The sequence below is a fragment of the Actinomadura sp. BRA 177 genome (assembly GCF_013372625.1).
Classification (GTDB): domain Bacteria; phylum Actinomycetota; class Actinomycetes; order Streptosporangiales; family Streptosporangiaceae; genus Spirillospora.
On the sequence record NZ_JABXFD010000525.1, the window covers coordinates 1 to 18,315 of the forward strand.

Consider the following 18,315-nt stretch of genomic DNA (forward strand, 5'->3'; position numbering starts at 1 on the left):
TCCACACGCCGTTCACCGTCCACATCGGCACCGCCCAGGCGATCCAGCACCAGCGAGCCGCCACGATCGCGGCGTTCCGCGCGACCAACCCGCGACGGTTCACCCAGACACCCACCCTGCCCAAGATTCCCACACTCGCGCAGATCAACCGACCCGACCAAGACACCACCGACCAGACCAGATCTGACCAGGAGAAACACGCCGCCTAACGATCACTGCCCCTGTCCCATTTGACTTGACACCTACCGGGGTGCTGCCGAAGTCGACGTTGTCGTAGCGCAGCCAGTTGCCGTTGTTGATGTAGCCGACGTCCTGGCCGCCGCCGGAGTCGGTCGTGGTCTCAAGCTGTGTTCCCGACTGGGCCTGGTAGTTCTCCGCCTGGATGGTCGAGCGGGCGTCGACACCGCCGCCCGTCGGGGGCGGGGTGTTGTCGTCGCCGCCACCGCCGCCGCTGCCGCTCTGCCAGACCGCGACGTAGTCGACGACCATGGGACGTCCCGAGACTGTGCTCGCGGTGGGCGTGCTCTGCCCGGAGACGCCGTTGGGGAACGCGCCGCCCATCGCCACGTTGAGCAGGAGGAAGTAGCCGGCGTGACCGGTCATGTTCGACCAGGTGGTGGCGCTGAGCTGGTTCTGGCTGATGCTGTGGAACTGCTGGCCGTCCACGTACCAGCGCAGCTGGTTGGGGCTGACGCTGCGGTCCCACTCGAACCGGTAGGTGTGCATCGCGGACTGGCAGGACGATCCCGGGCAGGCGCGGTTGGCGCCGATCCCGTTCGTCTCCTGGCAGTCGCCGCCTGGGTTCACGCCGCAGTGCAGGACGCCCCAGACCGAGTTCAGCCCGTTGACGTTCTCCATGATGTCGAACTCGCCGATCGCGGGCCAGTTCTGGTAGTTGCCCCGGTACGGGGCGCCCAGGGCCCAGAACGCCGGCCAGTACCCGAGCGCCGGGGAGCCGGTGACGTTCGGCATCTGGATGCGTCCCTCGATGCGCAGGACGCGGCCGTCGGCGGGCTTGAAGTTGGTGCGCTGGGTCTCGATGCGGGCCGACGTCCACTCGCCCGAACCGGACTTGATCGGGGTGATGCGCAGGTTGCCGCCGCCGTCCAGGCTGACGTTGGCGGGGTCGGCGGTGTAGCGCTGGATCTCGCCGGTGCCCCAGTTGCCGGGGCCGCCGGGGTAGCTGTGGCCGGTGTCGATGATCCAGTTGGCGGACGAGGGGAGCGAGCCGGCCGAACCGTTGAAGTCGTCGCTCCAGACCAGGCTCCAGCCGTCCGGGGGCGGCGGGACGGACGCGTCGGCGGTCGGGGAGATCACGGCGGTGGCGATCGCCGCCGGGAGCGCGGCGGCGACCACGGCGAGAACGCACCGGCGCCAGAGGCGGGGACGTCTCAATGGGGTCATGGGGGGACCTCCAGAGTGGGGTGGAGCAAGCGCGGGGTGCCTGCCCTCTGGTGGGGTCAATGTCGCCCGTTCGCCACCGGTCCGTCAAGAGGTGAGAGAGCGCTCTCATGACGGTCATCGCTTGTGTTGCCGTGTCCTGGCAGGTCAAAAGGTCGCCCTACCTTTGGAAATGGGGGTTCAGGAGATCGCTCTCTTGACAGGCATGGGCGGTGAAGCCATTCTCTGCGAGAGCGCTCTCTCGACCTCTCGACACCACCCCCCGAGGACAGCCATGCTCAGATCCCATCGCCGTCTCGCGTCCGGCCTCGTCTCGGCCGCCGTCCTGGCGCTCGGCCTCTCCGCCTGCGGCGGGGACGGCGGCTCCGGCTCGGACGGGACGGTCACGCTGACCGTCGACACCTTCAGCACCTTCGGCTACGAAGAGCTGTTCAAGCAGTACGAGGCCGACCACCCCGGCATCAAGATCAAGCACCGGAACGTGGTGCAGCTCGACGAGTACCTGCCCCGCCTGGAGCAGTGGATCGCCGCGGGCAGCGGCGCCGGCGACGTCGTCGCCATCGAGGAGGGGATCCTCACCAAGTTCATGGCCCACCCCGACAAGTTCGAGAACCTGCTCGACTACGGGGCCGGCTCGCTGAAGGGCAACTTCCTGGACTGGAAGTGGAAGCAGGCGCTCAGCTCCGACGGGAAGTACCTGGTCGGCCTCGGCACCGACATCGGCGGCCTCGCCATGTGCTACCGCACCGACCTGTTCAAGAAGGCCGGCCTGCCGACCGACCGCGACGAGGTCGGCAAGCTCTGGCCGACCTGGGACGAGTACATCGCCACCGGCAAGAAGTACGCCGAGAAGGCGAAGGGCTCCAAGTTCGTCGACGGCTCGGTGAACCTCTACAACACGATCCTCGCCCAGGCGGCGAGCCAGAGCGTCGGCTACACGTTCTTCGACACGTCCGGCAAGCTCGTCGCCGGCAGCAACCCCGCCGTCAAGAGCGCGTGGGACACCACCTTGAAGATCCAGCAGGCCGGGCTGTCGGCCGGGCTGAAGTCGTTCGAGCCCAGCTGGGGCTCCGGCTTCAAGCAGGCGAAGTTCGCGACGGTCGCGTGCCCGTCCTGGATGCTGGGCGTCATCAAGGAGAACGCCGGCGCGGACGCGTCCGGCAAGTGGGACGTCGCGGCGATCCCGGGCGGCTCCGGCAGCCGCGGCGGCTCGTTCCTCGCGGTGCCCAAGCAGAGCAAGCACGCCAAGCAGGCCGCCGAGCTGGCCAAATACCTGACCAGCGTGAACAGCCAGATCGCCGCGTTCAAGGCGCGCAACAACCTGCCCTCGTCCCCGCAGGCGCTGGACGACCCGGCGGTGACGTCGTTCAAGAACGAGTACTTCAGCGACGCCCCGGTCGGGCAGATCTACGCCAAGGGCGCGAAGGCTCTCAAGCCGCTCTACCTGGGCGCGGACAGCAACCCGGTCGGGCAGCGTTTCGAGGACGCGCTCCTTGCGCTGGAGCAGGGAAGGCTGTCGCCCGACGCGGCGTGGAAGAAGGCCCTCGACGACGCCGAACGTGAAGCTCGATGACGGTTTCCATCGATTCCGGTACGGGATCCCGGGCGGCGTCGCCGCCCGGGGGCCCGGCCCCGCGCCGCCGGTCGCGCACCGCGCTCACCCGGTGGGACATGAAGTTCTCGCCCTACCTGTTCATCTCGCCGTACTACCTGCTGTTCTTCCTCTTCGGGCTGTTCCCGATGGGATACACGGTCTGGGTGGCGATGCACGACTGGGAGCTGCTCGGCACCCATGAGTTCATCGGGCTGGAGAACTTCCGGCTCGTCCTGACCGACCCGCAGTTCTGGAACTCGGTCCGCAACACCCTGGCCATGTTCGTCATCGCCACCGTCCCGCAGCTGCTGCTCGCGCTGGTGCTGGCGAACGCGCTGAACCAGCGGATGCGCGGCCGGACGCTGGTCCGGATGGGCGTGCTCATCCCGATGATCACCTCGGTCGCCGCGGTCGCGATCGTCTTCAGCCAGCTGTTCAGCCGTGACTTCGGCCTGGTCAACTGGGTGCTCGGCTGGTTCGGGGTGGACAACCTCGACTGGACCGCGCGCCGCTGGACGTCCTGGCTCGCGATCTCGGTGATGGTCGACTGGCGGTGGACGGGCTACAACGCGCTGATCTATCTGGCCGCGATGCAGTCGATCCCGCGCGACCTGTACGAGGCGGCGGCGATCGACGGGGCGTCGCGCGCCCGCCAGTTCTGGTCGATCACGCTGCCGATGCTGCGGCCGACCATCATCTTCACCGCGATCGTGTCCACGATCGGCGGATTCCAGCTGTTCACCGAGCCGCTGCTGTTCGGCAACGGCGACATGGCCGGGGGATCGCTGCGGCAGTTCCAGACGGTCACCATGTACATGTTCGAGAACGCGTTCCGGCGGTTCGACTACGGCTACGCGTCCGCCGTCTCCTGGATGCTCTTCATGCTGATCCTCGTCGGGTCCCTCCTCAACTTCGTGTGGCTGCGGCGGGTGGGAGGGGGAGCCAAATGATGATCCAGCGGACGCCCGGCAGGCCCCGGGCGAAGCGCAGCGGCGCGGTGGCGGCGCTCTGGGACGCCGGCCCGCTCACCCGGATCACGCTCATGGCGACGATCGTGCTGTCGGTGTTCCCCATCTACTGGATGCTCGTCGTCGCGACCCGCACGAACGACGTCGTCGGCTCGACGCCGCCGCCGCTCGTCCCGGGCGGTGAACTGGGCCGCAACCTGTCCCGGCTGTTCGGCAACGAGCAGGCGCGGTTCACCCTCGGGCTGGTCAACTCCGCCATCGCCGCCACGACGGTCACGGTCTCCACGCTGCTGTTCGCCTCGCTGGCCGGGTTCGCGTTCGCCAAGCTGCGCTTCCGCGGCCGGGGCGCGCTGCTGCTGGTCATGCTGGCGACCATGATGGTGCCGGTGCAGATGGGCATCATCCCGCTGTACATGCTGATGGCCGAGATCGGCTGGACGGGGAAGCTGCAGGCCGTCATCGTGCCGTTCCTCGTCACCGGCTTCGGCGTGTTCATGATGCGGCAGTACACGATGCAGGCCGTCCCGGACGAGCTCATCGAGAGCGCCCGCATCGACGGCTGCTCGACGTTCCGCATCTACTGGAGTGTCGTGCTGCCCGTGCTGCGTCCGGCCATGGCGGTCCTCGGGCTGTTCACGTTCATGCAGACGTGGAACGAGTTCATATGGCCGCTGGCCGTCCTCAACCCCGACAACCCGACCGTCCAGTACTCCCTCAACCTGCTGAACGGCGCCTACTACACCGACTACTCGCTGATGTTCACCGGCACCGCGGTGGCGACGCTCCCGCTCCTCGCCGTCTTCGTGCTGTTCGGACGCCAGATCATCAGCGGAATCATGGACGGCGCCCTCAAAGCATGACGAGCCATTCGCGCATGACGCGCCGCCATTCACCAGTGGAGAGACCAGCCAGAACGATGACCGCCACCACGCTGCAGACCGACGACCGGCCCCTCACCTTCCCGCCAGGCTTCGTCTGGGGGGCCGCCACCGCCGCGTACCAGATCGAGGGCGCGGCACGGGACGACGGGCGCGGCCCCTCGATCTGGGACACCTTCAGCCGCGTCCCGGGCAAGGTCGCCGGCGGGCACACCGGGGACGTGGCGTGCGACCACTACCACCGGTCCGGCGACGACATCCGGCTGATGGCCGACCTGGGGCTCAGCGTCTACCGGTTCTCGGTGGCCTGGCCGCGCGTGCAGCCCGACGGCTCCGGACCGGTCAACCCGCGCGGCATCGGCTTCTACGACCGGCTGGTCGACGAGCTGCTCGAAGCCGGGATCACGCCGTACGCCACCCTCTACCACTGGGACCTGCCGCAGGCGCTGGAGGACCTCGGCGGCTGGACGTCCCGCGACACCGCCCTGCGCTTCGCCGACTACGCCGGCCTCGTCCACGCCCGCCTCGCCGACCGCGTCGACACCTGGACGACGATCAACGAGCCGTGGGTGGCCGCGTACCTCGGCTACGGGGCGGGCGTGCACGCCCCCGGCCGGACCAGCGCCGCCGACGCCTTCCGCGCCGCGCACCACCTGCTCCTGGCGCACGGGCTGGCCGCCCGCCGGCTGCGGGACGGCGGGGCGCGCCAGATCTCGCTGACCCTCAACCTCGCCCCGATCGTCGCCGGCGGCACCTCGGAGCCGGACGCGGCCGCCGCCGACCTCATCGACGCGATGCTCAACCGGCAGTTCCTCGACCCGGTGCTGCGCGGCGAGTACGCCGGGCCGGTGCTGGCGGTCGCGTCCCGCCACGGGGGCCTCGACCACGTCCACGGCGACGACCTGGCCGTGATCGCCGAGCCGATCGACTCGCTCGGCATCAACTACTACAACCCGACCTACGTGGCGGCCGCCCCCGGCACCCCGGCGAACCCCGCCTACCCGGGCTCGGAGGGCATCGCGTTCCCGCCGGCCGTCCCGCCGCTCACCGCGATGGGCTGGCCCATCGTGCCGGACGGACTGGGCGACCTGCTGATCCGGCTCAGCCGCGACTACCCGGGCGTGCCGCTCGTCGTCACCGAGAACGGCGCCGCGTTCCACGACGTCCCCGACGCGGACGGACGGGTCCGCGACGACGCCCGCATCCAGTACCTCGATGGGCACCTGCGCGCCGCGCACGCCGCCCTGACCGCCGGTGCGGATCTGCGGGGGTATCTCGTATGGTCGCTTCTGGACAATTTCGAGTGGGCCGAGGGCTACGGCAAGAGGTTCGGGATCGTCTACATCGACTACACCGACCAGCGCCGCCTGCCGAAGGACAGCGCACACTGGTTCCGTGACGTCGTCGCCCGCAACGGACTCGGGGGAGAGCCGGCATGAAACGTCCCACGCTGGAGGCCGTGGCGGCCAGGGCCGGGGTCTCCCGCGCCACGGTGTCGCGCGTGGTCAACGGCTCGTCCACCGTGAACCCGGACATCCGCACGACCGTACTGCGCGCCGTGGAGGAACTCGGCTACGTCCCGAACTCGGCGGCCCGCAGCCTGGTCACCCAGCGGACCGGATCGATCGGGCTGGTGGTGTCCGAGCCGCCCGCCCGCGTCTTCTCCGACGACCCCTTCTTCTCCCAGGTCATCCGCACGGTGAGCCAGGAGCTGGAGGCCGCCGACAGGCAGGTCGTGCTCATGATGCCGTCCTCACCGGGCGGCCAGGCGCGGGTCGAGCGGTACGTCGCGGGCGGCCACGTGGACGGCGTCATCCTGCTCTCCCTGCACGGCTCGGACCCGCTTCCCGCCGCACTCATGCGGACGGGCGTGCCCGTGGTATCGCACGGCCGGCCGGTGTCCACGGCCAGGCCGCCGTACTGCGACGTCGACAACGTAGGCGGCGCCCGGACCGCCATGGAACACCTCCTCGCCAAAGGCCGCCGCCGCATCGCCACCATCACCGGCCCACTGGACATGTCCGCCGGCCTCGACCGCCTGGCCGGCTACCGCGAAACCCTCTCCGGCACCGGCCGCCGCTCCCTCGCCGCCATGGGCGACTTCACCCGCGAATCAGGCGCGGCTGCCATGCAGCAACTCCTAGAGGACGACCCAGACCTCGACGCCGTCTTCGCCGCAAGCGACCTGATGGCGGCCGGCGCCCTCCACACCCTGCGAAAGGCAGGCCGCCGCGTCCCCGACGACGTCGCCATGGTCGGCTTCGACGACATAGACGCGGCCCGCTTCACCGACCCGCCCCTGACCACCGTCCGCCAGCCCATAGACGACGTGGCCCAAACCATCGTCCGCATAATCCTGACAGGCGTAGACGACCAGGCCGCCCCAGTAATCTTCCCCACCGAACTAATCCCCCGCGACTCCACCTGACCCGCCCGCAGGCACAGCGGAGAACACTCCAAACGAACAACAACCCCCGCGCGCTCGGGAACACGCGGGTTGGTCAGCACCGATTGTCCCTGGACGGCCGCGCTCAGCCCGCGACCCTGCGAAGGGGCGAGAGCGTCGGGAGGTCGAGAGCCGGATCGGAGGTGAGGATAGCCTGGTGCAAGCGTTGCATGCGTGGCGAGGGGTCGAGTCCGAACTGCTCCGAAAGCGTCCTACGGAGTCGCCAGTAGACGTTGACCGCATGCACCTGTCGACCGCACCGATACAGGGCCACCATGTACTGGGCCTGCACGTTCTCGCGTAGCGGGTACGCCTCGGCCTGGACCTGGAGCTCGGCCAGAATCTCGTGGTGGAGTCCCAGCCGGAGTTCGGCTTCCACCCGTTGCTCCTCAACGCCGAACCGGGTCTCCTCGAGCCGCTCCCGCTGCATTGTGATCGCCGGTCCGTTCGGAACGTCGAGCAGCGCCGGGCCACGCCATTGACTGAGAGCGCGGTGGAAGTACGCCACCGCGTGCTGGAGTTCGCCGTGCCCGAAGGCCGCGTGCCCACGCTGCACGTGCTCGAAGAAGACCTCGCTGTCCAGGTCTTGGGACCGGACGCGCAGCATGTAGTTCCGGTTGCGGGTCACCAGGATGCCGTCACCCTGCTCCGGCGAAGCAGACCGAAGCATTTTCCTAATTTCCGAAACATATGTCTGAGTGACTGACACCGCGCTCTTCGGCGGATCCGACTGCCACAGTTCATCGATGCAGGCGTGTATGGGAACGGCCTGATTTGCTTGAAGCATCAAGAACGCCAATAGTTGACGAATCTTGTGAGCGGTCGGCACGCATTGTATACCATTGATTTCAAGCAATAAAGGACCGAGTATTCCAAACTGCACAGAAACTCCCTGACTTTCGACCCGCGTGGCGGGTGGCCTATTGACCTCTGGTGAACCAATGTAGCCTGATCTCGATGACAAGTAAATACACTAACAGTTTCATTGGTTGATGCTGGTGAAGGGTGCTGCTCCCGGTCGATGTGACCTTGGCGTTGCGGCTGTTGGCGCAGTGCGAAGGTGGTCGTCCTGATGGCGACGGTCCGCAGTGAGCGGAACCGAATCAATGTCGCCAAATGGGGGCGTTAGTGCTGGTCACGGAGCGATTCCACATCGCGCGAGCGGAGCGGGCCAGGGCGTCGCAGGATGATTGCGGCCGGCGGCTGCCACCTAGTTCAACCAGTGGTACAGGGTCGGCCGGCCGGCGGCTTGCGTGTGGGTAAACGGGCCGGGCAGCGCTCGTCCACCGGTGACTACCAGGTATTTGACTTCCGGAACGCGTCTTGGTTGACGATCCATTGGACCGAGGCTGGACCAAGCTTTCAGTGGCGATGGCGAGTGTATGGCCGAAGCGTGCACGAGAAACACTCACAACGTCTCAGTAACGAATCGACGCGGAGCAGAGGTATGCCCAGGCAACTGCTGACCGGCAAGGACGTGCGCCTGGCTCGGCTGTCCCGTGGCCAGGACGAGCGCTATCTGTTCATACCGCTTGACCATTCCGTCTCCGATGGTCCGATCGTGAGCGCGGAGGGATTCAACGGGCTCGTGGCCGAGGTGTTCGCCGGTGGCGCGGACGCGGTCGTGGTGCACAAGGGCCGGGCCAGGACGATTGACCCGACCCTGTTCGCTGACCGTGGCCTGGTGGTCCATCTCAGTGCGAGCACCGCGCACGCCCCGGACGTCAACGCGAAGGTGCTCGTCGGCAACGTCGAGGAGGCCGTTCGGCTCGGCGCCGACGGGGTGAGCGTGCAGGTCAATATCGGCTCCGAGAACGAGGCGGCGCAACTCGTGGATCTCGGCACCGTGGCGGCCGCGTGCGCCGATTGGGGCATGCCGCTGCTCGCGATGATGTATCCGCGCGGCCCGCAGATCGCTGATCCGACGGACCCGGACCTCCTCGCGCACGTCGTCAACATCGCCGCGGATCTCGGCGTCGACATCGTGAAATCCGTACTGGCGTCGCCCGTGGAACGGATGGCGCAGGTCGTCGAGTCATCGCCGATCCCGATCGTGGCGGCGGGTGGTGCCCCATCGGGCATGAGGCTCGCTGACTTCGCGATTTCCGCTCTCGGCGCAGGCTGCCGCGGCCTCGCCGTCGGCAGGCGGGTCTTCGCGAGTCCGAACCCGCGGCTGGCGACCAGGGAACTGGCCGCCATCATCCACGGCGTCGGCTCCGTTCCGGTGCGGCTTCCAGCAGCAGCGAACACAAGGACAGGGGAACTATGAAACTGGCTTGGCTCGACGTCCGCGCAGTGCAGGACGCACAGCGCGAGGCAGTGGTCGACGCGGCGATTCACGCCAGGGTCGACGCGATCGTGCACGACGACCCGGAACTTCTCGAGAAGCTCCCGGCGACCGTCCGCCGGGTGTGGTGGCCCGGCGCGGATGTTCCCGCTGAGGAACACCCTGAACTGCTCGCCGTCCAGCGAGTCGACGGCGACCAGCGGATCGGCGAACTGGCGGACCGCGTGCGCGCGGGCGCCGGTGATGTCGTCGGCCTCGTGGACGTGGTGGACGACGAGACGCTGAACCTGGCGTGCCGGGCCGCGATCGCGCTGCCCTACACGGTCGTGCGCTTCAAGGACCCGACGAAGATCCCGCTGGAGATTGTGATCGCGGCCGCCGACAAGGCGCCGGGGCAGCTGATCTGTGCCGTCGAGGACTACGAAGAGGCCCGGATCATCATCGACGTACTCGAGAAGGGGTCGGAAGGCGTGCTGATGGCGCCCCGGGCCGCCGATGACGTGTTCGACCTGATGCGGTCGTTGCAGGTGCGGACGCCGCAGCTCGCGCTGACGAAACTCACCGTCGAATCCATTGAGCACGTGGGCCTCGGCGATCGGGTGTGCATCGATACCTGCACGCATTTTGAGGAGGACGAGGGCATGCTCGTCGGGTCCTACGCCCACGGGTTCATCCTCTGCTGCAGCGAGACGCATCCACTGCCGTACATGCCCACCAGACCGTTCCGGATCAACGCCGGAGCACTGCACTCCTATGTGCTCGGCGAGGAGAACCGGACGAACTACTTGAGTGAGCTCCAGGCCGGCGCCACCGTGCTCGCGGTCGGGGCGGACGGCCGCACACGGCGGATCGTGGTCGGCCGGATCAAGCTGGAATCCCGGCCGCTGCTGTCCATCAAGGCCAGGTCCGGCGACGACCAGGTCAGCCTCATCGTGCAGGACGACTGGCACGTACGAGTGCTCGGGCCGGGCGGCGCCGTGCTCAACGTGACCGAACTCCGACCCGGGACCGAGGTTCTCGGCTACCTGGCCACCGACAAGCGTCACGTCGGCTGGCCGGTCGGTGAGTTCTGCGTCGAGAAATAGCCGCATTGGGGTGGGACAAGGGAGGTTCGGCCATGAACACGGATTCGTGGTGGGGCGAAGACCTTCTGTCTCGGCCGGCGCGGCACAAGGTATGGGCCTGCGGCGCAGGGACGGTGACCTACGAACGCCTTCGGGGAGAGGTGGCCTGGCACCGCCGTATGCTTCGCCAGTTCGGCGTCGGGGGCTGCACCACGGTCGCCCTACTGGGATTGCCTAGTTTCACGCAGCTGTGGACGCTCTTCGCGCTGTGGTCGCTGGGCGCACAGCCGATCCTGGTCCCGCCCCGGCTCGCTCCGGCGAAACGGCGGACGCTGATCGAGACGCTCCGGCCCCAGTTCGCGCTCACCTTCGGGAGCGCCCACCTTCGCCGCCGCTCCTTCAGCGACGAGTGCGAGGTGCTGGTGCGGCGGCTCCCGGATGGACGACCGGCAGGCACATCGCACTGTGTCGTTCAGTTGTCGTCCGGAACAACGGGACTCGGCAAGGTCATAGGTAGGACGCCGGAGTCGCTGCTGGCCGAGTTGGAGCGCTTCGCGAGGCTTCCCGGAATGCCGGGCCAGGACGAGCCGGTCCTGCTCCTCGACTCGTGGGCGTACTCGTTCGGTCTGATCGGCGGTGTCCTGCATGCCACCGGACAGGGGGCGCCACTCGTCCTGCCGACCTCGCCGAGCCCGGACGGACCGGGAACCGAGCCCAGGGTCGTGATCGGCACGCCACAGTCCTTCGAGACGCTCTGCGACACACCCACGACCGCCCTGCGGGCGCTGCGGTGCGCGATCTCCGGTGGGGAGTTGTTGCACCTTGCCGTGTTCGACGCGTTCTCGCGGCGCTTCGGCGTACGGATCGGCCAGGTGTACGGCATGACCGAGACGGGTGCGATCGCGGCCGACCTGTCCGGCCGACTGGTCCCGCCACATGTCGGCACGCCACTTCCCGGTGTCCGGACCAGGATCGTGGACGGCGTGCTGCAGGTCCATCTCGGGCAGTCGCCTTACGTCGTGGGGGAAGCGTCCTGGCATGGCGGTTGGTTGTCGACGAACGACCTGGTGAGCCGACATCCGGGAACAGGGGAGCTGCGCCTGCGCGGGCGGCTCAGCGGCACGGAGCCGCCCGGCGATTCGCATGTCGATCTGGTGGCGATCGAACGGATGCTGCGTGCGCACCGGAACGTCGCCGAGGCGGTCGTGGTCGGCTCGGACACCATCGATGCTCTGGTGGCGGGGGTCGACATCACCGGTGCCGGTCTGGAGGCATGGTGCCGGCGAGTGCTCGGCCACGGTCATCCACCGGTCCGCTGCTTCGTGGTCGACACACTGCCCAGGACGCCGAACGGCAAGTATGTGCGCTCCAGCCAGCTGGTGTGCAAAGTCGACGCGCGACATCGCCACCACGGGGAGCTGATGTGACGGGTGGCTGACCTCGACGACCGCTGGCAGGCGGTACTGCGCCGGGACGCGCGGGCGGACGGTGAATTCGTCTACTCCGTCACCACCACGGGTGTCTATAGCAGACCGTCCTGTGCAGCCCGGCTCGCGCGCCGCGAGAACGTGATCTTTTTCGACACCGCCGCGCAGGCGGCCGCCGCGGGGTACCGGCCCTGCCGCCGGTGCGATCCCGACCGGTCGGCCACGTCGGCGCGGAACCTGGCCCTGGTCATCAGAGCGTGCCGGGACATCGATGGCGCCCTTGGCCAGGACGGTGCCGAAGCGCCGAGCCTGGACAGCCTTGCCTCCGGCGCCAGGGTGAGCCGCTTCCACTTTCATCGGATGTTCAAGAAGGCCACCGGTATCACGCCGCGCGCCTACCTGTCGTCGAGCCGGGCACGCCGGGTCAGGACGGAACTCCTGCGTGCATCGACCGTCACCGACGCGATCTACAACGCAGGCTTCAACTCCAACGGTCGTTTCTACGCGTCGGCCCCTGACATCCTCGGCATGACCCCCACCCAATTTCGCGCGGGCGGCAGGGGGGGGAGCTCATCCGGTATTGCCTCGGCTACGGTTCGGCCAGCGTCACCCTGGTCGCGCTCGCCAGCAGGGGAGTGTGCGACGTTATCGTGGCCGCCGACCCGGACGCCGCCGTGCGAGAACTTCATGCCATGTTCCCCCAAGCCGAGTTCGTCGCCACCAGTGGCCCGCTCGCCGAGCGGGCACGCCGGATGATCATGTCGGTCGCCACCTCGGTGGCGAACACGGGGCTGCCCGCGGACATACAGAGGACTGTGCTGGACTTCCGCGTCCGCGATTCGTTCCGCGACGTGGTGACCCTGTCCGATGCGCGGATCGCCCTCGTGACCGGGGGTTGGCTCACCACGGGGTAGTCGCCGGACCGTCCTCCAAGAGATCGAGCGAGAGCCATCCCGTGCTCGTCGGCGCGGACTCGACCTTCGACCACAGGATTGACGAGTGGAGACGCTCGAGGTCGGACGAGGGGACCGCGCCGGGGTATGAGGCGAGTTGGTGGCGGAGGTTCGTGTAGACCGTGAGAGCCTCCACCTGCCGCCCGCACCGATACAGCGCTGTCATGAGCTGAGAGTGCAGGCGCTCGTCCGTCGGATGGGCGCGGACGAGTGCGCGAAGGTCGCCCAGTATTCGGTGGTGCTCCCCGAGGAGCAGCCGCGCGTCGAACTGGCCGTGCAGTGCTTGGAGCCGCTCGCGTTCGAGGTCCGCGCGGATGGACGCGGACACCGGTCCACCGCCGACGTCGAAGAGGACCGGGTTGGGCCACATGGACAGTGCCGTGGAGAACTGGTCCACCGACTCGCGTGCGCGTTCGGCCGCCTGGGCGATCTTGCCTAGCCGGATGTGCCGGAGGGCCGTGTGCAGGTCGAGTTCGCCCAGCTCGCAGTGAAAGAGGTACCCCCGTTCGTGAGTCCGCAACCTGTGTGTGTCGGAGCGCTGGTGCAACACCTTGCGCAGCTGGCTCATGTGGGCGTGCATGGTGGCCACGGCGTCCGACGGCGGACTGCCCTCCCAGAGTTCCTGGACAAGAGAATCGAAGGACACGACCTGGTTCGCCTTCAATAGCAACAACCCCAGCAACTCCCGTTGCTTGGGCGCTGTAGGTGTGATGTCAAGGTCGCCGCTGTTGAGGCTCAGCACGCCAAGAAGTGTAATTTTCATCGGTAGGGGAACACCGCGACCGCGGAAAGGGATGCAGTCAATCAGGAACTTCTATCGCGAACCCGCGAAGCGGGGCGAGCCGACGCCCGTTGCAGCTGGCTCATCTCTTCAGGGCTGTCTGGCATCGTCCGGTACGTGACATCGGTCATTGTCGTCGGCGGTGGGCCAGTGGGCCTCATGCTCGCCTTGTTTCTTGACTACTACGATGTGCCGTGCACGGTCTTGGACGCCGAACCGTCCACAAGCGACATGCCACGAGGCAACACGCACAACGCCAGGACCATGGAGCACTACCGCCGGCTGGGCGTCGCCGACGAGATCCGCGCGCTGGGACTGCCGGCCGACCACCCGACCGACGTCGCCTATTTCACCCGCTATGGCGGTGCCGAACTGGCGCGCTTGCGCATGTCGTCGGCCAATGGCGTTCGCCGGGCGGTCCGGGAGGCGCCGGACGACCACCAGACCCCGGAGCCGTTGCACCGCGCCAACCAGATGTACGTCGAGCGGCTACTCCTGGCACGAGCAAGAACCCGCTCGAACATCACCCTGCGGTACGGAACCCGGGTGAGCGGCATCTGGCAGGACGGCTCGGGGGTCTCGGTCCACGCGGACCGAGGAACCGGTCGCGCCAGGTATGTCGTGGGGTGTGACGGCGGCCAGAGTGTCGTGCGCGCCGGCATCGGCGCGCGGTACGTCGGTAGCGGAGCATTGGACCAGGAGGTTCTGGGGCGGCAGGCGACCGCGACTCATCTGCGGATACCTGCGCTCTACCCAGACTTTCTGGGGTCCCGGCGCGCGTGGAGTTACTGGGCGCTGGGGGGGTGGGCTGACGACCAACCTGATCACGCTTAACGGCAGGGACGAGTTCTTCCTGCTGACCAGCTCGGCGGATGCCGGCGGCGTGCCGGCGCTCGTCCGCCGTGCCACCGGTGCCGACGTCGACGTCGACGTGCTCGGCCACCGGTCGTGGACGCCGGGCCTCGCGCTGGTCGCCGACCGGTTCGCCGACCGGCGTGTGTTCCTGGCCGGTGACGCGGCGCACCTCTTCACGCCGACCGGAGGGTTCGGTATGAACACCGGTGTCGATGACGTCGCCAACCTGTCGTGGAAACTCGCGGCCAGGCTCGCCGGTTGGGGTGGGCCGGATCTGCTGGCCTCGTACGAGTGTGAACGCAGACCGGTCGCGGAGCGGAACACGGCCGCGGCTCGGCGGCTCAACATGAACCTGGGCAAGTTGCGGCTCGGGCCCCTGCTGGAGCAGAGCACCCTGCCCGGGCGACGCGAACGGGAGCGCGTCGGTGGCCTGTTGTCCATGTACGGTGAGCAGTTCGCGTCCATCGGTGTGCAACTGGGTGCGCGGTACGACGGCTCACCGGTGATCGCCGCCGACAGTGACCCGCCACCGGACTCGCCGGCCGCCTACGTGCCGACCAGCGTGCCCGGTGGCCGCGCCCCCCACGCGTGGCGGCGGGGGAAGCGGGACCGCGGCGACTCGCTCTTCGACCTCCTCGGTCCCGGCTTCACCTTGCTGCGGCTGGGAACCCGGCCCGCCGCGGTCACCGGCATGACCGCGGCGGCCGAGCGTGCCGGAGTCCCGTTGACCGTACTCGAGCTTCCCGCTGCGCATATCCGTGACATGTATGAACGGGATCTGGTTTTGATTCGGCCCGACCAGTACGTCGCCTGGCGCGGGAACCGGTCGCCGGACGATCCCGCGGCATTGCTCGCGAAGGTGACCGGGAAATAGCGCAGCAACATTCGGAGTGATCCGAGAATGCACGATCCATAGCCTGGTCAAAGGCCGAAGTCAGAACGGGCGAGTGAAGGTGGGGCGCAATGACCACATGGAACACCGGCACGACGCAGGTGCTGTCAGAGTTCAAGGAGTACGCGCTCGGCCCGATGCGGTTCATGAACCTGCTGAGCTGCTTCGAGTTGGGCATCGTGGACTTGCTGCAGAAGAACACCCGAATGACGGCACAGGAGATCGCCGAGTCGGTCGGCGGCACCGAGGCCGCCATCGAGCAGCTGCTGTTCCTCCCCGTGAAGGAGGACTTCATCTCCTTCGACGAGCGGACCGGCGCCTATGCCCTGGCCAGGATGGCACTGCCGACGGACGAGGATTTCGGCCGGGTCATCGCGTGGTTCAACATGATCAAGGTAATCTGCCTGCGCCAGCTGTACTACCTGTCGGAGAGCGTGAAGACCGGAAAGGTCGTCGGGCTGCGGGAACTCTACGGCTTCGACGGCACCCTCTACGAGGCCACCGCGGAGAACGACGACCTGCGGATGGCATGGGGCGCGATGATGGACTCGGTCACCGGGTTCATCGACGAGTGGTTCTTCGCCCACTTCGACGTCCGGCCGGGTGTGAAGGTGCTGGACGTGGCCGGCAACACCGGGCTCGGCGCGATCCTCACCCGCAAGCACAAGCCGGCCGAGGATCTCACGGTCGCCTGCTTCGACTTTCCGGAGAAGGAAGCCGACGCGGTGGCGAACTTCCAGGAGCACGGCGTGCGCGAGCACTGCTCGTTCATCGGCGGCAACGTGTTCAAAGGCCTGCCCAAGGGCTTCGACGTGGTCATGATCAAGCATTTCCTGGACATGTTCGACCGCGAGAACGTCCTGAAGATCCTGGGCAGCGTGCATGAGGCGCTCGAGCCGGGCGGCGAGGTCTACATCCTGGTGCCGATATACCCGGAGGAGCTGAAGAGCTCCAGTTCGGTGGACTTCTTCCCTGCGTACTTCCTCGGCTGCACGATGGCCGAGGGCGGCCCGCAGAGATTGTCGACATACCAGAAGTGGTTGACGGAGGCCGGGTTCGAGGTCGTCACGGCGATCTCACAGGACATCGCGACGATGCCGCCGGACATGGTCCCGGTGCACGGGCTTCTCCGCGCCATCAAGAAATGAACACGGGAGATATCAGAATGCCTGTCAGTGTTGGGGGGGTCTACCGCAACCCACCGTGCCGCCAGAAGATCGTGGTCAGAGCGCCCGCCGCGGAGACCAAGGGCCAGAGTTCTGTACTGGATCTCTATGTCGAGCCTGGTGGGTTCGCTGCGGACTACCACGTGCATCCGGTCAGCGAGGAGCGGTTCACGCTCGTGCGCGGACGGCTGCGAGTGCACATCGACGGCCGCGACGAGACACTGACCGAGCCGGGCCAGCACGTGGCCGTGCCACCGGCGACCATGCACCGGTTCTTCAGCGCCAGTGACCACGAGGAGACCTTCGCGGTGGTCGAGTTCCGCAACCGGGCCGACCGATTCGAGAACCTGCTGCTGTGCCAGTTGTTCGGCCTCGCGGAGGACGGCAAGGTCGACGAGCGCGGTGTGCCGAGCTTGCTGCAGCGGTCGGTGACGATGCTGGAGTTCTCCGACGTCCTGCGGTTCACGAGCCGGCCCTGGCTGCTGCAGCGCACGGTGTACACGGCGCTTGCACCGGTCGCCCGGCTCTTGGGCCACCAGGGCTGCAACCCCGAGTACCTGGGACGCACGTCGGGGGAGACCGCCGAGTTGGAGGCCCTCCCACCCGAGGTGGCGCGACGACTCGGGCTCCCCACCTGACAGTGATGATGTAGGTGAGCGCCTCCCGGCGGGATCTGACCCAACACCTGACTGACCAAGTGTCCTCAACGGGATCTGTCGACCCCGGCCGGGAGACGCTCATGTGCACCCACTGGACGTGGCGGAGTGACCTAATAAGAGCCTGGCTAGAGGCCCCATCACTGTCTTGTCCGCCGCCCGGCCGGTGCGTGCCGCCCCGCCCCCGGACGAGGAACAGGACGACGATGCCCTCCATTACACCTCAAGCCACCGCCGACGGCACCGCGATCACCGAGGTCACCGGTGGAGTCGACACCCACCAAGACACCCACACCGCAGCCGTGCTCGACCCGGGCGGCCGGGTCCTGGGCACCGGGCAGTTCCCCGCCACACCCGCCGGATACACCACCCTGCTGGACTGGATGCGCTCGTCGGGGCGGCTGGGCCGGATCGGGGTCGAGGGCACCGGCGTCTACGGCGCCGGCCTGGCCCGCCTGCTGCACGACCAGGGCGTCCAGGTCATCGAGGTCGACCGGCCCGACCGCAAGACCCGCCGCTTCCAGGGCAAGTCCGACCCCATCGACGCCGTCGCCGCCGCCCGCACCGCCCTGGCCGCCGACCGGACCGGCACCCCCAGACAGCGCGACGGCCGCGTCGAGGCCCTGCGCAACCTGCGGGTCGCCCGCCGTTCGGCCGTCGACCAGCGCGCCGACGCCCAGCGGCAGATCAAGGCCCTGATCGTCACCGCCCCCGACGAACTGCGGACGCGGCTGCGCGGCCTGCCCACCCGGGAGCTGATCACCACCTGCGCCGCCCTGCGGCCCGACCCCGCCGACGGTGGTGAGCCGCTGGTGGCGGCGGGCCAGGGACCGCAGAGCGATCTTTGCGGCGGTGGCCGGGGACGCGGCGCCACCGCCGCAAAGACTGGCTCGTCTACACATCTCCGCGCCCACCCGACGGACCCCTATCTCGTATGCCGGCCTGGA

17 protein-coding genes are annotated in these 18,315 nt (G+C 68.0%); 14 read left to right on the forward strand and 3 right to left on the reverse strand.

Annotation, left to right across the window (positions count from 1 at the left end; translation table 11 throughout):
• Nucleotides 1-144 precede the first annotated feature (144 nt).
• On the reverse strand, nt 145-1,404 hold the full coding sequence (locus HUX53_RS30075) for a carbohydrate-binding protein (protein WP_176406598.1): 1,260 nt from the start codon (nt 1,402-1,404) through the stop codon (nt 145-147).
• Between the two features lie 271 nt (nt 1,405-1,675).
• Between HUX53_RS30075 and HUX53_RS30080 the strand changes: the two genes are divergently transcribed.
• From HUX53_RS30080 to HUX53_RS30100, 5 genes are read left to right on the forward strand one after another with little or no spacing between them, the layout of a single operon-like run.
• Nucleotides 1,676-2,974: an ABC transporter substrate-binding protein gene (locus tag HUX53_RS30080; RefSeq protein ID WP_176406599.1), complete on the forward strand. Its 1,299-nt coding sequence runs from the start codon at nt 1,676-1,678 to the stop codon at nt 2,972-2,974.
• On the forward strand, nt 2,971-3,945 hold the full coding sequence (locus tag HUX53_RS30085; RefSeq protein WP_176406600.1) for a carbohydrate ABC transporter permease: 975 nt from the start codon (nt 2,971-2,973) through the stop codon (nt 3,943-3,945). The genes HUX53_RS30080 and HUX53_RS30085 overlap by 4 nt, the downstream gene beginning before the upstream one ends.
• Nucleotides 3,942-4,823: a carbohydrate ABC transporter permease gene (locus HUX53_RS30090; protein WP_255205777.1), complete on the forward strand. Its 882-nt coding sequence runs from the start codon at nt 3,942-3,944 to the stop codon at nt 4,821-4,823. The genes HUX53_RS30085 and HUX53_RS30090 overlap by 4 nt, the downstream gene beginning before the upstream one ends.
• Before the next feature lie 56 nt (nt 4,824-4,879).
• Complete coding sequence (locus HUX53_RS30095) at nt 4,880-6,280, forward strand: GH1 family beta-glucosidase (protein WP_176406601.1); 1,401 nt, start codon at nt 4,880-4,882, stop codon at nt 6,278-6,280.
• On the forward strand, nt 6,277-7,269 hold the full coding sequence (locus HUX53_RS30100; protein WP_176406602.1) for a LacI family DNA-binding transcriptional regulator: 993 nt from the start codon (nt 6,277-6,279) through the stop codon (nt 7,267-7,269). The genes HUX53_RS30095 and HUX53_RS30100 overlap by 4 nt, the downstream gene beginning before the upstream one ends.
• A 103-nt stretch (nt 7,270-7,372) precedes the next feature.
• On the opposite strand, the gene HUX53_RS30105 is transcribed toward HUX53_RS30100, so the two are convergent.
• Nucleotides 7,373-8,116, reverse strand: a complete 744-nt coding sequence (locus HUX53_RS30105) for an AfsR/SARP family transcriptional regulator (RefSeq protein WP_176406603.1) — start codon at nt 8,114-8,116, stop codon at nt 7,373-7,375.
• A gap of 618 nt (nt 8,117-8,734) precedes the next feature.
• Between HUX53_RS30105 and HUX53_RS30110 the strand changes: the two genes are divergently transcribed.
• The 4 genes from HUX53_RS30110 to HUX53_RS42715 are packed head-to-tail and all read left to right on the forward strand — an operon-like array spanning nt 8,735 to nt 12,821.
• Entirely contained in the window at nt 8,735-9,556 is an 822-nt protein-coding gene (locus HUX53_RS30110; RefSeq protein ID WP_176406604.1) for a 2-amino-3,7-dideoxy-D-threo-hept-6-ulosonate synthase, read from the forward strand.
• Nucleotides 9,553-10,659: a 3-dehydroquinate synthase II gene (locus tag HUX53_RS30115; RefSeq protein ID WP_176406605.1), complete on the forward strand. Its 1,107-nt coding sequence runs from the start codon at nt 9,553-9,555 to the stop codon at nt 10,657-10,659. The genes HUX53_RS30110 and HUX53_RS30115 overlap by 4 nt, the downstream gene beginning before the upstream one ends.
• Nucleotides 10,660-10,691: 32 nt before the next feature.
• Nucleotides 10,692-12,065, forward strand: a complete 1,374-nt coding sequence (locus HUX53_RS30120) for a class I adenylate-forming enzyme family protein (protein WP_255205778.1) — start codon at nt 10,692-10,694, stop codon at nt 12,063-12,065.
• 3 nt (nt 12,066-12,068) lie between these two features.
• Entirely contained in the window at nt 12,069-12,821 is a 753-nt protein-coding gene (locus HUX53_RS42715; RefSeq protein ID WP_176406607.1) for an Ada metal-binding domain-containing protein, read from the forward strand.
• 144 nt (nt 12,822-12,965) lie between these two features.
• On the opposite strand, the gene HUX53_RS30130 is transcribed toward HUX53_RS42715, so the two are convergent.
• Nucleotides 12,966-13,760 carry an AfsR/SARP family transcriptional regulator gene (locus HUX53_RS30130; protein WP_176406608.1) on the reverse strand — a complete coding sequence of 265 codons (795 nt, stop codon included), beginning with the start codon at nt 13,758-13,760 and terminating at the stop codon, nt 12,966-12,968.
• Nucleotides 13,761-13,916: 156 nt separating this feature from the next.
• Between HUX53_RS30130 and HUX53_RS41755 the strand changes: the two genes are divergently transcribed.
• From HUX53_RS41755 to HUX53_RS30150, 5 genes are all read left to right on the forward strand, one after another.
• Nucleotides 13,917-14,633 (forward strand): FAD-dependent monooxygenase, encoded by a 717-nt coding sequence (locus tag HUX53_RS41755; protein WP_309237502.1) that lies wholly within the window; start codon nt 13,917-13,919, stop codon nt 14,631-14,633.
• Between the two features lie 49 nt (nt 14,634-14,682).
• A complete protein-coding gene (locus HUX53_RS30135) occupies nt 14,683-15,528 on the forward strand; it encodes an FAD-dependent monooxygenase (protein WP_309237503.1) in 846 nt (281 codons plus the stop codon).
• An 89-nt stretch (nt 15,529-15,617) separates the two neighbouring features.
• Nucleotides 15,618-16,694: a methyltransferase gene (locus tag HUX53_RS30140; RefSeq protein WP_217920094.1), complete on the forward strand. Its 1,077-nt coding sequence runs from the start codon at nt 15,618-15,620 to the stop codon at nt 16,692-16,694.
• Between the two features lie 71 nt (nt 16,695-16,765).
• Nucleotides 16,766-17,350: a cupin domain-containing protein gene (locus HUX53_RS30145; RefSeq protein ID WP_217920095.1), complete on the forward strand. Its 585-nt coding sequence runs from the start codon at nt 16,766-16,768 to the stop codon at nt 17,348-17,350.
• Between the two features lie 224 nt (nt 17,351-17,574).
• The coding region (locus HUX53_RS30150) for a transposase (RefSeq protein WP_217920096.1) at nt 17,575-18,315 on the forward strand (741 nt) is incomplete at its 3' end.